At 43.7% G+C, this 23,496-nt stretch carries 17 protein-coding genes; 7 read left to right on the forward strand and 10 right to left on the reverse strand.

Going from position 1 to position 23,496, the window contains the following annotated elements:
• Positions 1 to 2 precede the first annotated feature (2 nt).
• The gene (locus JN178_RS12670) at positions 3 to 1,397 is read left to right on the forward strand and encodes a M16 family metallopeptidase (RefSeq protein ID WP_202261883.1); all 1,395 of its coding nucleotides are present in this window, start codon (positions 3 to 5) and stop codon (positions 1,395 to 1,397) included.
• 59 nt (positions 1,398 to 1,456) lie between these two features.
• On the opposite strand, the gene JN178_RS12675 is transcribed toward JN178_RS12670, so the two are convergent.
• The 4 genes from JN178_RS12675 to JN178_RS12690 form a co-directional block, all read right to left on the reverse strand.
• Positions 1,457 to 2,764, reverse strand: coding sequence for a short-chain fatty acid transporter (locus tag JN178_RS12675; RefSeq protein WP_202261884.1), 1,308 nt, complete (start codon positions 2,762 to 2,764; stop codon positions 1,457 to 1,459).
• A 131-nt stretch (positions 2,765 to 2,895) separates the two neighbouring features.
• Complete coding sequence (locus JN178_RS12680) at positions 2,896 to 3,195, reverse strand: YfcL family protein (RefSeq protein WP_202261885.1); 300 nt, start codon at positions 3,193 to 3,195, stop codon at positions 2,896 to 2,898.
• Between the two features lie 49 nt (positions 3,196 to 3,244).
• On the reverse strand, positions 3,245 to 4,375 hold the full coding sequence (locus JN178_RS12685) for an ATP-NAD kinase family protein (RefSeq protein ID WP_202261886.1): 1,131 nt from the start codon (positions 4,373 to 4,375) through the stop codon (positions 3,245 to 3,247).
• Positions 4,372 to 4,941: an elongation factor P hydroxylase gene (locus JN178_RS12690; RefSeq protein ID WP_232369771.1), complete on the reverse strand. Its 570-nt coding sequence runs from the start codon at positions 4,939 to 4,941 to the stop codon at positions 4,372 to 4,374. The genes JN178_RS12685 and JN178_RS12690 overlap by 4 nt, the downstream gene beginning before the upstream one ends.
• Positions 4,942 to 5,157: 216 nt before the next feature.
• Between JN178_RS12690 and JN178_RS12695 the strand changes: the two genes are divergently transcribed.
• From JN178_RS12695 to JN178_RS12720, 6 genes are all read left to right on the forward strand, one after another.
• Positions 5,158 to 5,871 carry an FFLEELY motif protein gene (locus tag JN178_RS12695; protein WP_202261888.1) on the forward strand — a complete coding sequence of 238 codons (714 nt, stop codon included), beginning with the start codon at positions 5,158 to 5,160 and terminating at the stop codon, positions 5,869 to 5,871.
• Positions 5,872 to 5,910: 39 nt separating this feature from the next.
• On the forward strand, positions 5,911 to 6,345 hold the full coding sequence (locus JN178_RS12700) for an acyl-CoA thioesterase (protein ID WP_202266060.1): 435 nt from the start codon (positions 5,911 to 5,913) through the stop codon (positions 6,343 to 6,345).
• The gene (locus tag JN178_RS12705; protein ID WP_202261889.1) at positions 6,345 to 7,478 is read left to right on the forward strand and encodes a retropepsin-like aspartic protease family protein; all 1,134 of its coding nucleotides are present in this window, start codon (positions 6,345 to 6,347) and stop codon (positions 7,476 to 7,478) included. The genes JN178_RS12700 and JN178_RS12705 overlap by 1 nt, the downstream gene beginning before the upstream one ends.
• 94 nt (positions 7,479 to 7,572) lie before the next feature.
• Complete coding sequence (locus tag JN178_RS12710; protein WP_202261890.1) at positions 7,573 to 9,768, forward strand: multiheme c-type cytochrome; 2,196 nt, start codon at positions 7,573 to 7,575, stop codon at positions 9,766 to 9,768.
• A 187-nt stretch (positions 9,769 to 9,955) separates the two neighbouring features.
• Complete coding sequence (locus JN178_RS12715; RefSeq protein WP_202261891.1) at positions 9,956 to 10,870, forward strand: glycoside hydrolase family 16 protein; 915 nt, start codon at positions 9,956 to 9,958, stop codon at positions 10,868 to 10,870.
• Between the two features lie 29 nt (positions 10,871 to 10,899).
• Complete coding sequence (locus JN178_RS12720; protein WP_202261892.1) at positions 10,900 to 11,901, forward strand: family 16 glycosylhydrolase; 1,002 nt, start codon at positions 10,900 to 10,902, stop codon at positions 11,899 to 11,901.
• A 135-nt stretch (positions 11,902 to 12,036) separates the two neighbouring features.
• Here JN178_RS12720 and JN178_RS12725 read toward each other — a convergent pair whose 3' ends face one another.
• The 6 genes from JN178_RS12725 to JN178_RS12750 all read right to left on the reverse strand — a co-directional run bounded on the left by JN178_RS12725 (position 12,037) and on the right by JN178_RS12750 (position 23,029).
• Positions 12,037 to 13,947 carry a CRTAC1 family protein gene (locus JN178_RS12725; RefSeq protein WP_232369564.1) on the reverse strand — a complete coding sequence of 637 codons (1,911 nt, stop codon included), beginning with the start codon at positions 13,945 to 13,947 and terminating at the stop codon, positions 12,037 to 12,039.
• A gap of 8 nt (positions 13,948 to 13,955) precedes the next feature.
• Complete coding sequence (locus tag JN178_RS12730) at positions 13,956 to 15,455, reverse strand: sulfatase-like hydrolase/transferase (RefSeq protein ID WP_232369565.1); 1,500 nt, start codon at positions 15,453 to 15,455, stop codon at positions 13,956 to 13,958.
• A gap of 39 nt (positions 15,456 to 15,494) precedes the next feature.
• On the reverse strand, positions 15,495 to 16,196 hold the full coding sequence (locus JN178_RS12735) for an SDR family oxidoreductase (RefSeq protein WP_202261893.1): 702 nt from the start codon (positions 16,194 to 16,196) through the stop codon (positions 15,495 to 15,497).
• Positions 16,197 to 16,271: 75 nt separating this feature from the next.
• The gene (locus JN178_RS12740; RefSeq protein WP_202261894.1) at positions 16,272 to 18,200 is read right to left on the reverse strand and encodes a CRTAC1 family protein; all 1,929 of its coding nucleotides are present in this window, start codon (positions 18,198 to 18,200) and stop codon (positions 16,272 to 16,274) included.
• Between the two features lie 187 nt (positions 18,201 to 18,387).
• A complete protein-coding gene (locus JN178_RS12745; protein WP_202261895.1) occupies positions 18,388 to 22,338 on the reverse strand; it encodes a hypothetical protein in 3,951 nt (1,316 codons plus the stop codon).
• Positions 22,331 to 23,029, reverse strand: a complete 699-nt coding sequence (locus JN178_RS12750) for a hypothetical protein (RefSeq protein WP_202261896.1) — start codon at positions 23,027 to 23,029, stop codon at positions 22,331 to 22,333. The genes JN178_RS12745 and JN178_RS12750 overlap by 8 nt, the downstream gene beginning before the upstream one ends.
• Positions 23,030 to 23,496: the final 467 nt, after the last annotated feature.

Below are 23,496 nucleotides of genomic sequence, written 5' to 3' on the forward strand. Positions count from 1 at the left end.
CCATGAAATTTAAGAGAAAACTTCTCGTCACCGCGGTGACAGCATTGTGCACGTTGAGCGCATTTTCAACTATAGCAAAAGAGACACCGCCTGTAGGTGGGCAGCCCAAAGATTTTGTTGTGCCCGAAACCGATACAGTAACACTCAATAATGGTTTAAAAGTTACCTTTATTCCTTATGGTAAAACGCCCAAAGTGACATTGCAGTTACGCACCGGCACGGGCAACATTGACGATGGCGAAAGCATATGGCTTTCAGATATCAGCTATGAAATGCTGCGCCAAGGCACCCATACTTACACAGCAAAACAATTAGCAGAGTCAGTAGCGAGCATGGGGGGTGAAGTAAATACTTCAGTGGGTATGGATTCAAGCTTCATCGGTATGAGTGTACTATCTGAATTTGGTGACGACGCTGTGGCATTAATTGCTGATATGGTTATGAATGCCAAGTTTGAAACCAATGACCTTGAGCGCATTAAAACAGATACTCAGCGACGTCTAACCGTTTCACTTTCAAACCCCTCTTCAATTGCAAATGAAGCATTCTATAACTCGGTTTTTGGTAATCATCCATACGGTCGACTTTACCCTACAAGCGAGAGTATTTCTGGACTTACAGCACAAAATACAGCCGATTTCGTTAAGACAAATATTGTACCTAATCGCAGCCACCTTTATGTGTCAGGCGTGTTTAATAAAAATGAAGTGGCTAAGGCGGTAGAAGCTTCATTTGGTCAATGGGAGAAAGGTGAAACCGTTGAGCGCAAGACGGTGTTGACGCAAACTGGGCCGTCTTTTGAGATACTCGCGCGCGAAGGTGCGCCGCAGTCAACATTGAGACTTGGTCTAGCAACACTTTCACCCGCGCACGACGACTATATGAAAATGAGCCTGATGAATACGTTACTTGGCGGCGCATTTTCAAGCCGTATTACATCAAATATCCGCGAAGATAAGGGTTACACTTACTCTCCTCGTTCTTCAATGGTAGACCGCGTTGGTACGGGTGTTTGGTATGAAGCAGCCGATGTTACGGCAGAGTCAACAGGCGCTGCACTTGACGAGATCATTAAAGAGATCAATCTACTCGCAACCGAAGCACCGACTGCTGAAGAGCTCGAAGGGATCAAAAACTACATGGCTGGTATTTTTGTGCTAAGAAACTCATCACGTACTGCCATTATCTCTCAACTTGCGTTTACAGAGCTACATGGTTTGGACGAGAGTTATTTAGCTGACTATGTGAAAACCATTTACGCTATCACACCAGAAGAGATAAAAGCGGTCACCGCGAAATACCTGGACGTGAATAAAATGCACTTGACCATTGTTGGCGACACTGAAAGCGTGATGCCACAATTAAAAGAGGTTGAGGCACTAAAACCGTTTATGTAATGTTATCCACTGGCTTACGCTGCCTTAACAGCAGCGTAAGCCGTTTTTGTTTAACAGCTTTAAACAAATCTAAGCACCAACGCAATGATCACACCTGTTATAACTAGCTGTAATAGGCAAAATCCCATGATGTCTTTGGCTTTAAGCCCAGCGATAGCCAAAACAGGCAATGCCCAGAAGGGTTGAATCAAGTTTGTCCATGCGTCTCCCCAGGCGACCGCCATAGCAACGCGAGAAACATCAGCGCCAAGCTCCATGGCCGCAGGCAAAACAACGGGGGCCTGAACTGCCCACTGCCCGCCTCCAGAAGGCACGAAGATATTAACAATGCCTGCACTGATAAAACTCCACACTGGCAAAGAGTCAGCACTTGCCATGCTAATCAACCATTGCGACATTGATTGTGCCAAACCAGATTGCACCATAACCGCCATAATGCCAGCGTAAAACGGAAACTGAATGATAATGCCGCTACCGCCTTGTACTGCCTGCTGTAAGCTGTGCAGCAAACTTCTTGGTGTACCGTGTAACACAATAGCTAAAAACAAGAAGAGCATATTGACAATGTTTAAGTTTAGCCCGCCCTCTTGAATAAAATAGCTGACCAAATAAAAAAGCCCCAACGCTCCCACTAACAAAGAAAGCGCTCTACTGGTTTCTAATTTGTCTGCGGGCCTTTGGTTGGTTGTAACAGGTGCTTGTGTTTCGCTTAGCTTGTCTGTATCAACAAATACACTGTCATGCTCAGTGGGTAGCATTAGCCTATTAACCAGCGGAATAACCACAAACAAAATCGCCAGCAAAGACAGATTAAATGCACTAAAAATCGTCTCACTGGTAGAGATAACGCCTATTTGAGCTTGGGCAAAATGCCCCTCGGTCGCGATAGTAAGAGGAACAGAACCTGCCAGGCCACCATGCCAAACCACAAACCCAGAATAGGCGCTTGCCACCAGCAAACGGTAGTCAACTCGAGTATTACGCGCTAATGCTTTTGCGAATAATGCCCCCACGACAAGCCCAAAACCCCAGTTTATCCAACTCGCGGTAAGCGACACTATAGTGACAAGCACTATTGCCTTGCCGGGCGTATTGCCCAGCATAGCAAGTCGCGACAAAAGCGCTTTCATCAACGGCGTATTGGCGAGCATAAAGCCTGTGACCAACACAAGCAGCATCTGCATCGAAAAGGTAAGTAGTCCCCAGATGCCACTGCCCCATTGCTCTATAACCGTAACGGGCGATTGCTGCTCGACAATGACTGCAGCGACGAGTGTGACCAGTGTTAAAATGAGAACAAAAATGAAAGGGTCAGGTAGATAGCGCTCGACTAACTTAACAAATGGCTTAGACGCACGATTTAGCATAACTCACTCGCAACATGTTAATAACTTGTTGCATGGTAACGCATTTTTTATCCTAGAGGTACCAACGGCAACTCACTGACAAAGCGTATGGAAGTTGCCGTTTATAATTTAGGGGATTAGTAAGTAAGAACTTAGTTAGCCCCTTCGAAAAGCCTACTCCACAGCGCTTTAACTAACTCTGCGTCTTGCGGGTCAAGCTCGTTGTTGTCAAAAGCCCGCTGAAGACTGTCAGTCATCTTGTCGTTTAGCATCGACAAACTTGCTCCTTCAACCATTTCTAATTGACGCGCCTCAACAGCAAAGTGACCTTGCAAATAGCTGGCGATAAAGAGCTCGTCATCGTTGCCGTGGTTAACGACGTCGTCAAGAAGTGCTTCAACTTTTGCAATAGCATCAACCACGTCTTGTGGCGCAGCAGCAGGTGGTAACAAGGTTTTCTCCTAACTCTTCTTTTTAAACAATTTAATAAGGTGCTTGTGGCTAAACCGCGTTATAAAGCACTTTGTCTTTGTAACCCGTGATAATGGTGAAGGCACCGGCAAGGTTTTCATCTAACTGACCGTCACCAGAATCTAGACGTAAAGGCTTTCCTTGAAGCGCCTGAATTTTTTGTTTGGTGGCAACCACAAGCATGTTTGGTTTGCCAATTTGGCGAATAAATGCGGGGCTTAACTGCTGGTTGCCGCGGCCTAGCACATGTCCTTGCCCCCCAATGACGGTCAATACCACTTTTGTTGGATGGCCTTTAGTAATATCAATAAGTGCCTGCGCCGTAACGTCACTGGCCACAAGTTCGCCGCCTTTGACAATATCGACACCCAGCAATGTATTATCAAACCCAAGGAATTCCATCACAGCGCCAACCGTCGACCCAGAGCCCATTACAAAGTAGGTGTCTGGCTCATCGTCCATTATTTCGCTAATGTACGCTGCAATATCGTCAAGTACCAAGGCTTCATCTTCTTTGCCGCCCATTTTAACGGCTTGTACGTAACTGAGTTCGGCAGGGACGCGCATTTCACCATAGTGTTTTGCAATGACTTTGCCGTTTCTAAATGCGTCTTCATCAATGTCTCTCACCTCAGCATCCATTTCGCTGACCAGTTCACCCGCAATCATTTGACTAACGACCTGCCCAGCCGCAGAGGGAGAAACACAATAAACGCCCGAGTGAATTTTACAGCCGGCTGGCACGCCTAACACGGGTACGTCGTTGCCTACCATACGGCATATATTACGCGCAGTGCCATCGCCGCCCGCAAATAGCAGTAAGTCGACACGAGCCTCAACCATCGCCTTGGCCGCGCGTTCTGAATCTTCCCCTTCAGTTTGCTCCTGCTCTGGCGCGTAAATGACCTCAAACGGAATACCCAACGACTCACAAACACTTGCGCCCATGTCGCCGGCAGCGGTGACAACGGTAAACTGCCCAGACAATGCATCAAGTATGCTTAATGCGCGCGCCATTTTTTCGTTGGCTTTTTTTTCAGCGCCCATCGCTAAGGCTTTTTCTCTTATTTCGGCCCCGTCACTGCCTTTAAGTGCTAGTGCACCGCCAATGCCCGCAAAAGGATTGACAATAATACCTAGTCGAAACAAGGGTTGAGTCATGCAGCATTCCCTCCTACTGGCGTGCTTGTATGTTGATTAGGTGCGGAGTCTTGAGCGTGGTGAGGCGCTTTAGATAAGAATGTTTGTTCTAATGCGCGGATAAAGCGCGCCGCTCGCGGTGGAAATCCTTCGGCTTTATAACGTTGCAACTGCGCAGCTACGTTGCGTGTGAACCCTTCTCTGTCAGGCTCTGCGCCGTTTAAGTTATCGGTGCTGACTTGGAAGGTACGCCCAGCCGCTTCTGTCATAGCCCACTCGATAGCCTGTGGCTTTATTTCCACTTTCTCAAAATCGGCCTGCTGCTGTTCGTCGCGTCCATCAGGACAGTACCAATATCCATAGTCTTCTAGCTTACGACGCGCTTCTCCAGCAATACACCAATGCGAAATTTCATGAAGCGCACTTGAGAAAAACCCATGAGCGAACACAATTTGGTTATAGGCACATGTCTCGTTAGCAGGCAGATAAATAGGTTCGTCGCTTCCCAATACTAAGCGCGTATTAAAGTCTGAAAACGTATCATTGAATAGCGAAATAAGCGCGGGGACGTCACGGTCTACTTCCATTGGCCCGTTATCAATACCAATGCTATTACTAATGCTGCTTTGCAATGACGAACTACCTATTGGTTCCATATTACGTGGTGTTAACCTTATCAATGTACTGCTTAAGATTGGGCGCGAAGTATACCAGTAAAAGCCAAAGGGATTAAACTTGTCCCTTGAAAGCAAAAGCTGGTTGGGTCAATCTAGGTTTACTCTTTTTCACGTCGGAGCTTATTTTTGGCACAAGAAATCATAAAACACATCCACAGAGTGAATGCACTTCGCGACCTTGCCACTAAGTTAGATGTGATGCACAAGATTCATGAATTACAGCATTGGCAGTGCCAGAGACTGTTGGTTAGTCATGATGATTTAGCCCAACAAAAGCGATATCAAAAAGCCATGGCGTTTTTTGTTGAAGAGTTATATGGGCCAAAAGATTTCAGTCAACGAGATGCTGATCTAGTGCGTGTTATCCCCAAATTAGCCAAAGTATTGCCCGACAAAGCTATGAACGCCATGGACGATGCACTGTCGTTAAATGCCCTGTCGTTCGACCTTGATATGGCAATGGCGCAATATCTCAATGCGCATTTTGCAGACCAACCAATAAATAGACACAGCTACGCCGAAGCGTATCGCCATGTAGGCAGACGCGATGACCGACAACATCAAATTGAAATTATCTCACACCTTGGTGACCAACTCGCCGATGTCATCAAGATTCGAGGAATTGGTATGCTGATTTCGTTGTCTCGCCGACCGGCAAAGCTGGCAGGCTTGCTAGCACTTCACGAGTTTCTCGAAAGAGGGTTTAATGCGTTTAAAGCCATTGGCGATGTGCAGAGTTTTATTCAACCTGTGCTTGAACGTGAAAGCGCGCTAATGCACCGCTTGTTTGATGACACAATAACGCTGCCGGATGACAATCCGCTGCCTGACGTTTTATAACCTTAAGGAATCACATTGACCGATCTAGCGTTACCTTGGATGCATGATGCGCCATTTATCGAGCAGTGGCATATAGATGAGACCCATATTGATCACTATCAGCACGTGAATAATGTGGCCTATTTAACGCAACTTGAAAAACTCGCGTGGGCTCATTCAAACGCGCTCGGCCTTCACTTTTCAGACTACCAGTCACTCAATCGCGGCATGGTGATTAAGCGCCACGAACTGAATTATCACTTGCCCACCCATTTAGGCGATAGCTTATATTGTGCAACGTGGATTGTGCACTGTGATTCAAAACTAACCCTTAAACGACAATTTCAATTTATTTGCCCCAAGCGTATGAAAACCGTGTTTGACGCGGTTACCACATTTGTATGTGTAAGTTTAGATACGGGCGCCCCCAAGCGTATGCCTGCACAATTTACCGAGGCCTACGGCAAGGCTTGTATCCATGTGGAGCAGCCTTAATGAGGGCCACGCTGGCAGTGCTACTTATCGGTCTTTTGGTGCTATCACTTGGGCTTAACGTTTATTTATGGTTTGCATTAAATCAAAGTGACAGTATCTCGCGTCTACCCACCTCAAAGCATACAGAAAATAGCACCGCTCCGACGATACCTCGAGAAGTAAACAACAATAGTGGTGAAACGAGTTGGCAGACAGACGTAGCCACAACGACAAGACAAATAAATGAAAAGCAATGGATGCAAACGCTGCTGAATGACGGCGACTACGAACAGTTGTCTCAATACCTAACAGAACAGCTAAAAGCCTCCCCTTTTGACGAATCGCTATTGCTAATGGAAGCTGAGCTTATCAAGCTCACCAAACCGCTACCGACGGCATTGGTTCACTACTACGACCTACTGGAACTTCCCCTTTCACTTGAAGCTCAAGACGACATAAGAGCAAAAGTGACACAGCTGTACCAACAAGCCCAAGCGCAGTTAAGTAAAGAAGCCCAGTGGGAGCTTGTGGCCATGCTCAATGAGCCTTTGTTCCAACGTTTACCTGATGTCCGTCTTTTTGCGCTTAATCTGGCCGAGGCTTACGCTCATCAACAAAAACTTACGCTAATGGAAGACGCGCTTGCCGCGTTACCTAGCTTTGACGCTCAAGCAGAGGCCATTCGAGATTTAGCTTATGCCACAAACAATAAAGAGCCTGAACAAGCGTCACCTTTTAAAACGCCATCCATGCAAGGCAGTGAAAAACGCATTGCTCTCACTCGCGTAGGTGACCAATACCGTGTTCAGGCAAAAGCGCTGAATCAGAAAGCGGTGATGATTTTAGATACAGGCGCCACGACAACCGCAATTTCATCAAGGTTGTACGCGCGACTAGGCCGTACGCGCAGGCTTACCTTTTTAGGTATCTTTAACGTTGGTACGGCATCGGGCACCATTGAAGCCCCCTTAGTGCAAATACCGCGCTTTTACTTTGCAGGTTATGAATTTGAAAACGTATCAGCCATCGTTTTACCAGAAGCGGCACTGCCTGACACCGATGGTTTACTAGGTATGAATGTATTGGGCGAATTCGACTTCTCCATTAAGCCACAATCTAGCGAGCTTTGGCTGTCGAAACGAAACAATCAATGAATAACACTTTAAACATATCATGTTTAAAGTGTTAATATATGGAGTTTGCGATATGCTAGCGCTTAAACAGATTACTGTCTAACAAATGGTTGCCATGTTCAGAACCCTTACCCTTTTATTGATAACTGTCTTTCAATTTGTACACGCTTCACAAATCAATGATGCGCGCTGCACAATATGCCATGAATATGAGGTTAAAAATTGGGAAGCATCTGATCATGGCAAAGCGATGGACTATGCAAACTCAAGTACAGTTTTAGGTGACTTTGATGGCGTTGTTGCTCAACATTTTTCTCAAACTGCTCACTTTTTAACGCAAGACAATAACTATTTTGTTTCACTTGAAGAAAACAATACGACAACCCAGTATCAAGTAGTCTACGTTTTTGGCCACTACCCTCTACAACAGTACCTCGTTGAAACAAAACAAGGGGAGTTTCAAGTATTGCCATTTGCGTGGGACTCGAGGAGTAAACTAGAAGGTGGACAGCGCTGGTACGCAAATTATCAAGAAGATATAGGTATTAACGACAGATTGCACTGGAAACAACCTATGCAAAACTGGAATGGTATGTGTGCTGACTGCCATTCTACAGGTTTAAAGCGAAACTTCGACGTAGATTCTAGAAGCTTTAGCAGTCATTTTGATACGATAGACGTGTCATGTGCTTCATGCCACGGCAATATGGCGGACCATTATCCTTCGCATGACTCTGAATCGTCGGAAGTCAACTCTAGCAAAGAACATTCTCATAGCTCGTTGTCACCTAGTGAGCAGCAGGCAATCGGTCAATGGCTTCTCAAAAAAGGCGACAAAATTGCAAAGTGGCAAAAGCTAGAAAATGGCAAGTATACTCCAGCGAAACGAGACAATAGTTTTATGGATACTTGTTTTGGCTGCCACTCGTTGCGCTCTCCTTTAACTGACGGCATAAATCCTGAGCACCATTTTCTAGATCAGTTCACACCCTCGTTACTCATTTCCCCACTTTACTTTGCTGACGGGCAAATAAAGGAAGAAGTGTATGTGTATGGCTCTTTTCTTCAAAGCCGGATGTATGAAGCAGGAGTAAATTGTATTGACTGCCACAATCCACACACAATGAAGCTGAAAGTAGAAGGTAACGGGCTGTGTTTGCAGTGCCACTCTGCACAAGCATACGAAGGTGAAAAGCACACCAAACATCCTAGTGACAGTGAAGCAAGCCAGTGTGTAAATTGCCACATGCCGACGCGCACCTATATGGGCGTGGACGCCAGACGGGACCACAGCTTTAGCATACCTACCCCACATGTATCAGAACAAACGGGCGCGCCCAACGCCTGCCTTAACTGCCATAAAAACGACAATAATTGGGTATCAAAGCAATTAAATAGGTGGTACGGCAGAGATTCAACATTAAATAGTGATGAGGAAAAATACATTGCTTTTATGCATGGCGAGGGTATGAGTAAAAACGAAGTGCTAAGACTTGCCCATGCTAAAACGCTGCCCGTTATAAAGCGTGCGACAGTGGTCACAATGCTACCTAGTCGTATTGAGACGCTGAGCGATAAAGATCTTAGACCATTTATTAGAAATAAAGAACCGTTACTGCGACTTGCAGCGGCCCAAGCTGGCAGGGCTCTTCCAACAGGCGAACGGCTGAAATCCTTTAAAGGTTTACTAAACGATAAATATAAAAGTGTTCGCGTTGCCGCGGTTAATAATTTAATTGGCCTTGGGATCGATTCGGCTGCGTTTCAAAAAGCGCTCGACGAACTTAATGCATCTAACGCTATTAATCAGTGGCGTGGCGAAGGTAATCTCAATCAGAGTTTAGTTGAATACCAGCTAGGGAACGCACAAGAAGCAGAGGCGCTTTTAAAACAAGGTATTGAAGTAGACCCCTTCTTTGAAGCTAATTACATTAATCTTGCCGAACTGTACCGCAGCCAAAATAAAGCAAAGCTTGAAAAACAAACCCTGGAAGATGCGGTAAAGGCTGTTCCTACTAGTGATATCGTGTACTACTCACTTGGAATGCTTAATATTCGCCAGCAGAACAAACCTGCTGCAGTTGAATTATTTAAAAAAGCTTCTGAGTTAGCACCGACGAATACTCAAAACTGGTACATTTATGCCCTTGCTCTTGACAATATAGGTAAAACACACCGCGCAATTACCGTCCTAAAAGAAGGTCTTTCTTATGTAAAAGAGAGAAGACTAATTGAATTAGGTATGTCCTTTTCCCAAAAATTAGGGGATAGAAACTCGTTCGCATATTTCAGATCTCTCGCTAATTACTAAACGCTCTGTTCCTTACGCTAGATTCATCCATCACAGCTTTTCAAAACACGTTGCGATTAGAAAGTAACTTTTCTTGCCTCGTGTGCATTTCTGTTAAAATAATATTACAAACACAAACATATTATGTTTAAATAGAATTGTTTTTATTTCAATCAAAAGTGTAGTCCTAGTGACCTCGGAGGTGGTGGTGCTGAAAAAAAATAGAATTGCTTCTTTAATCGTAGTAGCAGGCTTCTGCAATGCCTGCTCAATTGAACATGCGCCTGAGGTCTCTCCTATTCTCAACGAGAATAGAGTCCGTGCCTACCAATTAGTTTGGCATGACGAATTCAGTGGTAACGCAATTGATGAAAGTAAATGGCAATACCGCTTAGATTGCAAACATTGGAGTAAACAAGAAAAAGCAAACAATGTAGTGTCTGATGGGATTTACCGTATTTTACTAAAGAAGGAGCGCGTAGAATGCCCCGGCAATAAATGGCTTCAACCTGGACAAAAGAAAGGTGAGGCACCTGCTGAAGTCGTGCAATACACGGGCGGAGGCATAATTTCTAAACGCATTTTTCGCTACGGCTTTTATGAAGCACGCTTGAAAACTCCAAGTGGAGCAGGTTGGCATACCTCTTTTTGGATGATGCAATATCTCCAAAATCATGAAAATAGCGACAGTCTTGCGTTCAATCCATTGGATGACCCGACCCTTAAGAGCCATATCGAGCTCGATCCTTTCGAGAATGACTCTATCGATCCTAAGCATTACCAAACGGATGCACACCAATGGAAACCTGAGCCAGGTACCGAAGATGAAGGCCGTACTCAGAATAAAGTAGGCACTAAACAAATACGCTTCAACGAAGGCACATTACTTACCGACTTTCATATTTATGGCATGGAGTTTACAGAAACCCATGTTCGTTACTATTTTGACGGAAAAATGGTAAGTGAAACCCAGTTTCCTGCTGCTCGCTATAAGCATAATGACGTGCACATTTGGCTCACTGGCTTAGGCACTTTTCTAGGCAATACTCCCGCCATAGACGACAGCGCTCTACCCGAGCAAGTACAAGTTGACTATGTTCGTTTCTTTGAACCGAAAGAATAGATAAAGCGCTAATTGCAGGAAGCCCATTAATGAAAACTAAAAATATCAAAATCACTTTTTTAAGCATATGTCTGTTAAGTTCAGGTGTCACTTGCAGCACAAATGCAAACACCGTACTCCCCCTTTCCGACCCTATGAACAAAGGGGGTTGGGTACTAAATAAAGAAGTAAGTGATGAATTTGATGCTGATAAAGTAGATGAAGACAGATGGTTTATTGTTGGCAAATTTAAAGACGGTAAACCACAATATGTTCATCCTGACGACCCAGATAAATGGGTGTGGAAAGGTCGGGCTCCTTCACAGTTTTCAGGCCGTAACTATCGCTTAGAAGATGGCAAGCTGATGCTTGAAGCGCGCTGGGAGCCTGACTTCCCATTTACTGACGAGATTAGAAAGCCAACGTTTGGTGAACCCATGAAGCACGAAAATATCACCACACCGTGTTTTATAGGTCGCCGTTCATTCACCTATGGCTATATTGAAATTAAGAGTAAGTCTGCCGATGCGGAAGTCACCAGTGCGTTTTGGTCTATGGGACCAAAAATGGAGTTCGACTTTTTCGAGTCGTTTGGCGACAGCCGAGAAGACCCTAACAAAGACCATTTAGACAGCGAACTATGGTGGTCTATTCGCGACTGGGAAAAACCTGTCGGCGGCAAACCCAGCTACACAGAACGAAAACAACTCGGCTTTAGAATGGCTGATGACTTTCATGTTTACGGTATTGAATGGAGCGAGGACGGCATAAATTACTATATTGATGGAGAGCTATTTTCATCTGTGACGCCAGAACAAGCGACTGCATGGGCTAAGCAAAACCGAGAAGGCCTTCCTGATGACTATAATGGATACGTTGCCACCCGGCCTATTAATTTGTGGCTCGATATGGAAACCTTCCCATGGCATGGTTACCCAAATAGTCTAGAGGATTTAGAAAGGAACAGCCCTGAAGGCAAAAAGCATGATGGTGTGGTAGATTTTGAAATTGAGTATATTCGCGTATGGCAAAAGCCTGAAGATATTTATTAGTGGATAAAACTCTGCAGCTGCTTTGAATACCCTTTTATCCAAAGCAGCTCAAACATTCACTTTTACCTACTATGAAATACCGTTAACTTTATCTTTTATAGCTGTTCAAGTTATTGAAGGTATGTACGCCATTCTCTAAAGCTTAATATTTGTTCCGGCTTCGATGTTTCCTACTGACTTTTTCTCACCATTCGCCCAGATGGCATGCACATTATCAACACCATTACATTCACCAATACCAAAATGCATTTTGCTATTTAGCATATGGTGGAAGCCATCCCCAGTGGCACCTACACGTTGAGTTTGCTGATTCCCACAAGCCATAATAGTTACTTTTGCACCTGTTGGCTGAGCTTGTTGGATGGCAGATGGCCCCACTTCTACTTTGATAAAGTTACCCAAAGCATTTTCCGGCATCTGATTTTGAGCTAAATACCAGCGCCCTCTTTCATTGCCGTAAACCAAGTCCATACGGCCGTCTTGGTCGTAGTCAAAGGCGGTTACTCCAACACCTGTAGCACCAACTTCATCAGAGGTTAAACCAACATGTAGGAGCTTTTTAAACCCTTTACCTTGCTTATTCATCAATACGTAATGCTCAACGGGCAGCGCCATGTTCCCATAGGGTGTTATGGCTAAATCCATGAAGCCATCATTGTTGAAATCGGCCGCAGCAACACTCGTAGTTTGTTCTTGGATATCAATACCTAAACTATCAGTAACATCCACAAATTTACCGCTACGATTCTCGAGTAAAAGTGCTGGCATAGGCTTTCGCTTAATCTCCCCAGGGTGATCAACAACATTTTTTATTACCGCCGACAAGCGGGACTTAACTACGCCACCAACACGCCATTTACCGTTTCCCATATAGCCAATATGCATACCCTTAAGTACTTCATGTTCTGGCCACCCCATCGCATCGCTAGGTGTAATCTCAAGGCGTCCATCCATATAGTGCGCAGTACGCTCTGCTTCAACAACCTTCCGTTCGCTGCCTAGTTGAATATCATAAGTTGCATAGGTTTCTTGGATGTTTTCCAGGATAAGGTTTTCATCTTCAATGGTGATATCTTCAAACATAAAGCTGTCCCTGAACACAAAAAACGCAAAGTTTTTAGCTTTAGGGTCATAGTAAGATTCTTGTTGAAATTGATAAGGACTGCGTGCGAGAAATAGGTCAAAGTCCCCATCGTTGTCATAGTCTATTTCTGCAATATTGATCACATTGTCGGTATTAGCCAAATCACCTAAAGCTTCCTTTGTTTTATCGACATAGTTTCCGTCTCCTTGGCCTACAGATAGCGTCATGTCTTTACCTCCGAAGGTAATGACATCGGAAATATTGTCGTTATTTACATCAGTAACGAGCGCTTTTACCGAAAGCGCATCATGAGGGATAGGCAAGGTTAATGGGTGTGAAAAGCTTGTCCCTGAATTCAGATACAGTTGATTAGTGGTTAACGACTTCACCCGTTTGGGCGCGAAACCCGTTGTGAATAAGTCCAACTTGTTATCGCTATTGGCTTCTAAAAACTTAATAGCTCGCCCTCTGCTGGCACTAAAGTGTGAGAACGTGCCACCTTTAGTGATATTTCGCTGCGTATCCACACTAAAGTATACAGGTCGCCTAGGATTTCCCCCATCGCCACCACCGGGAGATACAACAATATCTATATTGCCGTCGCCATCGTAATCCGACACTCCCAAGCCATGTGTGTCGCCTGTTACTAATACAACAGGTTCGGAAAATTTTCCCTCATTATTCCAATAAATAAGTGCATTCGTACCGTGTTGCGTTGTTATTACATCATCCCACCCGTCTTGGTCGACATCTGCGGTAACCGCAGCGCCCCACTTTCTTTGAAGAGACGTAGTGAAAGGGATTACGTCGCTAGTTCTAGCAAAAAGCGTATTGTTATTCTCGAAATTGGAGAGCTTTGGCGTTGTTTTTAGTTGTGTGCAACCCAAAATAGCGATTGCACACAGCATCAAACCGGCAAAACGCTTCAGTGTTGCTTCCTTGTACCAATGTGCCTTGCTCATATTTACCTCTAGTGCGCAGATGCGGGGCGAATTAACAGCTTACCTTCTGACTCATTTTCGTCAGTTGGCTTGTGCCAGTAATGGTCCATGCGATCGATATCGTAATTTTCGAATTTGCGCTCAAGTAACCAACGAGGTCGCTCTAACGTAGATTCCCATTCGAATATTTTCTTAAACAGCATTTTCACTAGTTCTGGGTTTTCACTCGCCACGTCTTTGAACTCTTTTTCATCGTTATTGATGTAGTAAAGCTCTGCGGGGCGGTCAGGAAAGCGCATTAATTTCCAGTTCCCAGCCCGAACAGTTGCCCGCGTGTCTTTTTTCCAATAAAGGAACTCATGCGGGGGCTCTTGCAAGTTGCCTTTAACAAAAGGGATTAAGTTAACGCCGTCTATATTTTCTAATGTTGATGTATCGCCACCACCAGCAGCATAGAACGTAGGAAGTAAGTCTAAGGTACTAACCGGATGTGGATACTTAGTACCTTGTTCGAATATGCCTGGCCACTTCATAACGTATGGGACTCTTACACCACCTTCCAAATGATTAGATTTCGTTCCACTAAACGGGAAATTGTCCGAAGCATTCATATCTGTTGGGCCGCCGTTATCATTGGTAAAAACTACCAAGGTGTTATCTTCAATACCTAAGCGTTCCAGCGTGTCTAGTACCTTTCCAGATGCCCGATCCATAGCATACATCATGGCTGCAACCGTTTTGCGTTTGCCCGTTAAGTTAGGAAATTTAGCTAAGTCTTCTTTTGTTGCTTCCATCGGTGTGTGAGGCGCGTTAAACGAAAGGAAAACAAAAAATGGCTTGTCCGCTTTTGTACTACGCTCGATAAAATCTATCGCTTCATCGGCAAGTTCGTCCGTTAAATACCCTTCAGGCTCTTGGTATTGGGCAAAGTTGCGCTCCATCAATTCTAGCTTTGAAGGCGCTTTGCCTTCTTCATAAGCAAAATAACTGCGCGCGCCACCTCGGAAACCATAGAACTCATCAAAGCCGCGATTGAGGGGATGGAATTTGTCTGCCCCACCTAAGTGCCATTTCCCATAATAGGCAGATGTATAGCCTTGATCTTTTAGGTAGTCAGACATCATTTTTTCTTCAACAGGAACGCCCATTTGATCGCCATCCAGCGCAGAATTTTTACTCATATAGCCAGGAACGTTGTTTTCTTCAAAACCAAAACGTTGTTGATAGCGCCCCGTCAGTAAGCCTGCTCTAGAAGGTCCGCACGTGGGGTCTGAAACATAGCCCTGTTCAAACCGAACTCCCTCGGCAGCTAATTGATCAAGGTTGGGCGTTTTCATTACCTTACTACCGTTAAAGCCAAAATCACCATAGCCTGCATCGTCAGAAAAGATAAAAACGATATTCGGTTTTTTATGTTCCTTTGAGGGCCTTCCCTCTTTCGATTCAGTACCATGGGCAAGTGATGCCAAGGTAATCATTAATAAAAACGATACCAATACATTAAGAGTTTTATGATTTCGCGACGCCATTTCGCTGTCCTTTTTAAACAAAAATATGCATATAAAACGTTAAGAAAAATTCTCTTCTGACTGCGGGCGGATAATGAGTTCATGCACGTGAGCATGTTCGGCAGTCAGCATTAAATTAAAAATAGCCTTAGCTACGTCTTCGGCTTTTAGATATTCAGGGCGTTCAGCTTCTCTAAATGGAGTATCGACACCGCCGGGATAGACGGATAACATCTTAATGTTGTCTTTTCGAAGCTCTTTACGCATTACCTTTGTATAGGCATCAAGAGCGGCTTTACTCGCCGTATAAGCGGCTATGCCTGGATTTGAAAAATGACAGGCGGTAGAAAGTACGTTAATTACTGTTCCAAGTTTACGAGATTGCATAACAGGAACGACGGTTTGCATACAATGAATAGGCGCATAACAATTAACTTCCATCAACCAATCTAGCTCTGAAAGCTCTGTCTCAATTCCGGTCTTTCTAACATTGTTCAGTCCGGCACAGTTAACCAAAACATCTATATCGCCGTGTGTTTTGATAGCCCGTTTAATAAAACCTTCTGTTTGCTTTTTATTTGTTAGGCAAAAACTCTCACTGTATATGCGTTTATCTGGCAACGCAGCTAGCGATTTCTGTAGTTTTTCTTCATTCCGACCACACAAACTTAATAAGAAAGACTCGTTTGCTATCTGTTGGGCTAGCGCTTGTCCAATCCCCGATGAGGCTCCCGTAATCAGAATATGTTTCTTTTTATCCATTATAACGATGCCTTTAATTGATTCGCGATAAGCGTAATAATTTAGTCAAGCTATTTTCCATGCCGTATTTAGAATTCACCAACCAACATAGGTATTTGCCGTGGTAAAGGTTCGTGTAGATTGCTCATTGTTGCTCCATGAAATCTTTGCTTTAACCGGTCCAGTGCACTTACCTAAACCGAAGTGTAACGCCGTGTTTGAACTCAAAGAATATGCTGCTGAGGTTTGCCCTACTTTCTTTTTCTGCTTATTTCCGCATGCCTCTATTTCTACTACCGCACCTCCTGAATTAGCGTTTGTTTTTGGCGAGGGTGGAACGTGTATACCAATGTAGTTATTGTGTGGTTTGGTGTTGCGCAATAGGTGCCACTTGCCACGCTCATTACCTATTATTAGGTCAACAGCACCATCTAAGTCGTAGTCTAATGGCTCAATTCCAAGACCTAGTGCACCTAGTTCTTCACTGGTAATACCGTGAGCAGTAATAGCCTGGAAACCTTTTCCTTTTTCATTAAGAAAAGTGAGCGCATTATTAGAGTGAATGAGGTCGCCTTTTTTAGCTATAACAAGGTCGCTGTAGCCATCATTATTGATATCTGCTACCGCTGACGAAACCGTATTTTCTTGATAGGTAATTCCCGCTTGTGCTGAGTTATCAACAAATGTACCGCCGGTATTTAAAAGCAGCATATCGCTTAACGCTTCTGGCTTTGGCATTTCAGGGTAAGCGGTAACCCCTTTAATTACCCCAGTAGAAATTGAAAACGTTGCCGTGGCGAACTGCCATTGCCCATTCCCAATGTAGCCAATATAAGCGCCCTTTTTGTCTAATATATCTGGGAACCCAAGTGCATCGCTATTTACAAGACGAACGTCTCGTCCAATGTGGGTCTCACCTTCAAACGCAAAGGGGTAAGCTGACTCTCCAATAAATAGGTCTTTAGTTGGCCACTGACTTTGAAAGTTAAGTAATTCGATTACTGGACCTGCATGAAAAGGAGGAAACTTATGTGCTCCTCGCAACCAGTAGTAGCCTAATAATTGAAGTTTTTTATCGTAAAATGTTTGCCCTGGTTGATACTCGACTGAGCGGGTTACAAATAGGTCAAAGTCGCCATCATTATCAAAATCAAATTCGTTGATACTTGTGACATTACTTATCGAAACAGGAAAAGCGCTGCTCGTCACATCTTTGTATTCGAACGCATCATTCGCTTGATAAGCTCTGGCTTCATCGTTACCGTATACAATTAAATCGGGTAACCCGTCGTTATTGAAGTCAGTGATGAGTGTTTTCTGACCATCGCCTCTTACCGCGGGCAGTTTTGTTTCCTCAACAAACTGGCCATTCTGGATATTTTTAAATATATAGCTTTCACTTTTTCCCTGCATCTCTCGAGAAGGAAATGCAAAGTTAAGTAAATCTAGCCACCCATCTTGGTTTAAGTCGACAAACTTCACCGTTCGCCCACGCATAAAAGGCATGGGTTGTTCTAAATTTGGCACCGTTGTAATTTCACGGTTTTTCTCTACCCGAAAAAGCTTGGTATTTCTGGCGTTACTCCCTGAACCTCCGCCTCTGGAAACAGCTATTTCGATACTGCCGTCTTTATCAAAATCACCTGCTGTAATACCGTGCATATCCCCCATTATTAGGTCATACGGTTTTGCAAACCGGCCATTGTTGTTCCACAACACTTTTAAGCTAAAACCATGGTCATTTAGCAAAAGATCAGGAAACCCATCTTGGTCAAGGTCAGCTACTGTAGCTACATCCCACTTGCGCAAACTGCTGTTTGTTAGAGGTAGATGTTTTCCCTCCTGCTTAAATAAGATGCGCTCATTACTAATATTTTCGCTATTAAAGCCTACCTTGGTTTGCTCCACACCATTTGCACATGCGAAAGCGCTAGTAGTCAGTACAGCTAAGAGCACTTTAGATATTTTGTTTTTATAGTACTCGCCGCCTATAGCAGTGCTGATGAATTGACTTTTAACAAACATTTATCTTCTTCTCTATGAGATGCGTTGCGATGAAAAGAACCCACCGCCACCACGGATAAAATACGACCTTAATATACATCATATGTTTTATGAATGTTAAGTATTTTTAAACATTTATGCTTGTTCAATATAAAAAGAGGGGGCAATTAAGCCCCCTTGTCTATTTCATTTGTTAAGTGGTTATCTTTTAATACCACCTTACATCACTACAGTTTGATAATGCGGTTTGGTAATTAGAACGACACGAAGATAACGGCACAGAAAGGCTGTCTAGCTTTTCGTAATGCGCATTAGGAAAGCCGTTAAATGAGGGGTCATCAATATTAATATTGAAATTATAATCCACACCTTCTTTTTGCTCGTTTACGATAGCGGCGACAGAATCTCCGAGGAAAATTTGTCCTCTTCTCGACCATTGCTCAGGCGAAGCAATACAGATATTGTCGCAGTTAGCTATGAAATTTAAGTTATCTAGCTTCAAGTGAGCATTGATATCGAAATTAGCCGTAACGTTATAAACATAAGACTCTTCAAACCACCCTGGTTTGAGTTTAGTTCGATTATGCACTGCATCTAAACACACTTTGGTTGGCGTAATTCGGGTAGCCCATTGGTTTGCACCACGAGCATAAGTCACATCAGCGCAGCCATCACCATAAGTAGCGTTAACTTCATCGCGCCATTGGTTCCTTGTATAACTTTCACCTTGAGGGCTAAACAGTTCAACGAACCCTTCGTCTACCCTTACGGCAAAACCACAACCGTTGGAGACAACACCATTGACCTGTACCGACCCATTTTCTTGGAAATGAGGGCCAAACATAACGGGGGCTAAACAATCTGTTCCTTGAATATTTTCAGCAAAAATATCTCGAATACCGCCTTTACCGAAGTCCTTCATACTTAAGTTATCTGTTTCCATTCTTAGCGTAATACCGCCTTCGCTATGAAGATTCCTGAACAGAATATTATCGGCAGCATAAGTCTGAACTAGCCCGTAACCGAACAATGAGTTGTGCTGAGTGATGTCTTCAATAATACCGTTTACAGGCCAGTGGAGGTCGTTATCTCGCTGTGTTACGCCAACCAAGAAGGAAGCGAAGATAGTCTTGTTATCTTCAATTGTAAAATTAGCAAACCTGAAGTTTTCTATGTCACCCATTCTAAATACAGCGATGCGCTCATTGGGTTCTGGCGTTCTGTCGATAGACAAATCGATAGTAAAACCTTCGCCAAGGCCAACCATGCTCACATTTTCTGCTTTACCCTGGTCCCCAAACCCCATTTCGAACATCCAAGTGTTGTAGCCACCACCAGGTGCCATATAGAAACGTGCATCTTCATGTACCTCAATTTGAACATTTGACCGTAGATGTACACTTCTAAAGTAATAGTCGCCGGCAGGAATTAAGAGTGTACCTCCACCTAAATTGTTACTTATGTCATCAAGCGCTTCCTGCAGAACCTGAGTATCATCAATTGAATCCTGATTATTAACTGCATAATCAATTAGCAAATCACGCTGAACACCTATTGCTGATGGCGGCGTAAAGAATCTAGAGTCTTCAAAGCTGATAGGTTCAGGTCTGGGGGTTACCGTGTAAGTGCCGCTACCATCATGATAGCCGTATTCAGGCAACGGGACGTCATTTTCAATTTCACCGCTTCTGGCTAGCGCGTTGTCACCCACTAGCAGATAATCGTCGATAATTATCTTATCCCCTTCTTCTAACCCACCAAAATAGAAGGATGGAAGAACGTCAGTAATATCTTTACCCGTAGTGAGGATCCAGCTTTCCGGAACAGAGAAGCTAGGTTCATTATTGTTCGCATTTATAAAGGTTATTGTTACCCAGTCACCGAAATCCTCAGGTTCAACCGTCGCAGTGTAGTCAGCGGTTATAGCCTGCGCCGCAGCAACTTTGCCCGACTTGCCGCCGCTTAACGTTACATTCCACGGTAACAAGTGATGCTTTACCGTTACTGGGGTTATACTAGAATTGCCTACGCCTTTTACGACTTTTACATTTAAACTTACAGACTGAATTTCTGTGTCAACAGCCCCACCACCTAAAGCCTGACTCCACGGGTTAGCGCTGCCCCATTTGTGCCACAATAAAGACTGATTAACAATATCTGTGTTGACACTGGTATCGGTATAACTGATAGCACTACTGCTATTCACACCACCATTATCTTCTAGGCTAATACTACCAAAATCGGCAAGTACAAAACCCCATCCGTTGGTTTGGCTAACTGTTGCCTCTTCAAAGTCGTATGCAATAGTGAAATCTGTGGGGATGGGTAGCGGTTCGCCGACTTCTGATAAAACAAAATAGTCATCTAGATAAACTCTATCCCCTACTTCGGTGCCAGCAAATTTAAATTCAGGGTAAATATTGAACTCGTCCCCTTCATAGCCCGACCACGTGGATGGAATAATAAAATCGCCTTCTGAATCGGAAGTGAGCGTTAATGTTAACTGAACCCAGCCCCTGCTGTTCGCTGGAATAGTCCCTGTATAACGTGGCGCCGCTTCAACTGCAGCAGGATAATTATTACGCTTATTACCTGAAACCAACCCATAAGGAAGGAGGTAGTGAATAAGTTCAATGTCCTTTTCAGACACTAAGTCAGTTTTTACCCACAAAGACACTTCTTTTAATATGTGACCGTGGTTATCAAACCTGGCGGTAAACGGACTATTATTCCATTGCTGAAGGTAAAAACCGTTCTGCTCTGGATTCACATTTTCACTTGTATCTTCATAGACAAGCGCTGCGCCATTTCTCCCTTCTCCATCGGCAAAACTAAGTGCTCCTCTGTCGATAACAGAATATACCCAGCCTTGACTACCTTGGTTTGGCGCCAAGTTATTCTCATCAAACGTATAGTTAAAGTTAAGCATATCTCCGAGTTGATAATCTGGCTCGTTAGTGTCTGGTGTACTACCACTTCCTCCTGAAGAGTCGCCTTCACCATTACCGCTGTCACTATCATTCACTGGTTCACAGCAAGCCTCCTCCAAAGGCACTTCGTTTATTGCGTAGTTGTCTATGGTGACTTTGTCACCCACATCTAATCCGTCAAACAAAAACTGAGGATAAACCTGAATAGATGACTCGCCATCAAAGTGACGCCACGTATCAGGAATAGTAAAACTACGTAAGCCGGTTTTAGTATCAATAAATTCAACTTGCACCCAGTTGCCATTTTCGGAACCCGGAATAATCATTTCGTATTGTGGGCCGATATCTAAACCTGCATTAATGGTTGGTCCTTTCTTGTCATCAATCACGGGAAAGGGAATAAGATTGTGCCTTACCGTTACATTGCCAGGTTGCGCTTTTGCAACCTTCACCCACAGCGAGACTGAATTGATATTTTTCCCTATGCCACCTTCCAGTAAGGTAGTCCATGGATTGATATTGGGTTGATTTGTACGGTTGTTAAATCTAATGCCATTTTGTGTGATATTTACATTAGTACTTGTGTCTGTATAGCTAATTGCTCCTGTTTGATCTTTTCCAATTTCAGCCTCAAATACCATTTCACCTCGGTTACGCGTGGGATACACCCAACCCTCCCAGTTGTTATTTTCAAGCTGTACTTGGTCAATATTAAAATCGTAGGCAAATGTCAGAGCATTACTCGGTTGAATTTGTTGTTGAAGCTCAACGTCATAGGAAAACGCTTTCCGGGCTGGGCCAAAATAAATAGTGTGGCTGTTCTGAGCACCCGTTATACGAAAGTATGGTTGATTGAGGTTGTTGTATCCGTCTGGCTCTATCACCTCATGGCTACTTTGCGTGACGACCAAGCGTAACGTATCACTTTGGCTAACCGCCCCTGATAAAGTAAAGGTGTTTTCAGTAAAATAACCTACACCTCGCTCAACATATCGGTCACTTTGTTCCACAACGATGTCACTTATAACTTCCCACTGCATGACTTCCGCCACTTGGGCTTGCGCGACATTTAACGTTAATAACGCGGGTATAGCACTTAACAAAGACAGTGTTGAACGTGAGGAGGCGTGGTAAAGAGATCTACCAATGAAGTTTTGTATAAGTTTTTTATTAAAAATACTTAGCTTCTTAGACACAATGTTGCTAAGAGTTGGCTGTTGATTAAACATGGTATTTTCCCTGATACAAATTAGCGAAGTGTTTGACTCGAAGTTCTTTTTTTATTTCCACCCAAGTCGATGTCACAAAGTTGCGGCGAACCCACAGCCCAGCGAAGGCTATTAGCAATAGGGAGAAGCTAACCGGCTCTGAAACTGCTACTGAGGAATCAGCCAGTTGAATATTAGAAACAGTTAGCGTATCACCTAATGAAAAGTTCGTGTCACCCACTGCAAACTCTAGAGAAACCTGTTGTCCACGCAGCACTGATAAATCAGCAGTTGCTCCATCGGTATTGAAGTCATGCAGAAGATTGCTACTACTGTCGAACAATGCAACCTGAAAGAAATCAGCAGCTGCGCTGAATGCCAGTGAGAGTGAGTGCGTTGAAGCGCTTACCGTGAATGACTGAAAAAGGTACACTCCAAAAATTTCATCGGCTCCTTGAAAGTCCGTCGATAGAGAGAGCGTGCCTGCATTCGAAGAGAAGTTATTAGAAAAATCGGAAAAATTATTTATATCAACGAAAAACAATTCATTTGCCCCATCGAAAATGTCGACTTGCCCTTGCCATCCGTCAAGCGCATTGTCGAAATTGCTATTTATCAGCGTGGCTGAAGCTTTACTTGAAAGAGATAAGGCGAGCATTAATAGGGTGATACAACACCAGTACACCACTGTGGTTTGTTTTTTATTCAGCATATTTTTTCCTTTTTTGAGTAACCCAACTTAAACATATCATGTTTGATATAATCATTTGTTTAACATTTTTTCAACAAGTAACTGACATGATTTTTCGTTTTAGGGTTAAAGAATTACGTTGTCACTTTGCCCAAATGCTTGCTCTTACGTTTTTACTTAACAAAACCATCATCAAACCGTCTTTCCATAAAAAAATTAATTTCTATATTTATCAGAACGATAAATAGTCCAACTAAAAAAACGGTTAATAAATTGTGAACTAAAATTGAAATATTAAACATCATATGTTTAAACTAGTAACATCTAGCGATAGTTAGAACCTGAAGGTGCGAAGGGGTACCGATCAAGTCTTCAGGCCCGTTCAGCTTCACAATGACGTTGTATTTCCAAGCAGCGGTACGCGAAGAGATAATCTGGGGAACTTGACTGTTGTTAGTTCGATAAAAATTGGAACGCTCAAACTAGGT

The sequence above is a fragment of the Alteromonas sp. KC3 genome (genome assembly GCF_016756315.1).
In the GTDB taxonomy this organism is placed as follows: domain Bacteria; phylum Pseudomonadota; class Gammaproteobacteria; order Enterobacterales; family Alteromonadaceae; genus Alteromonas.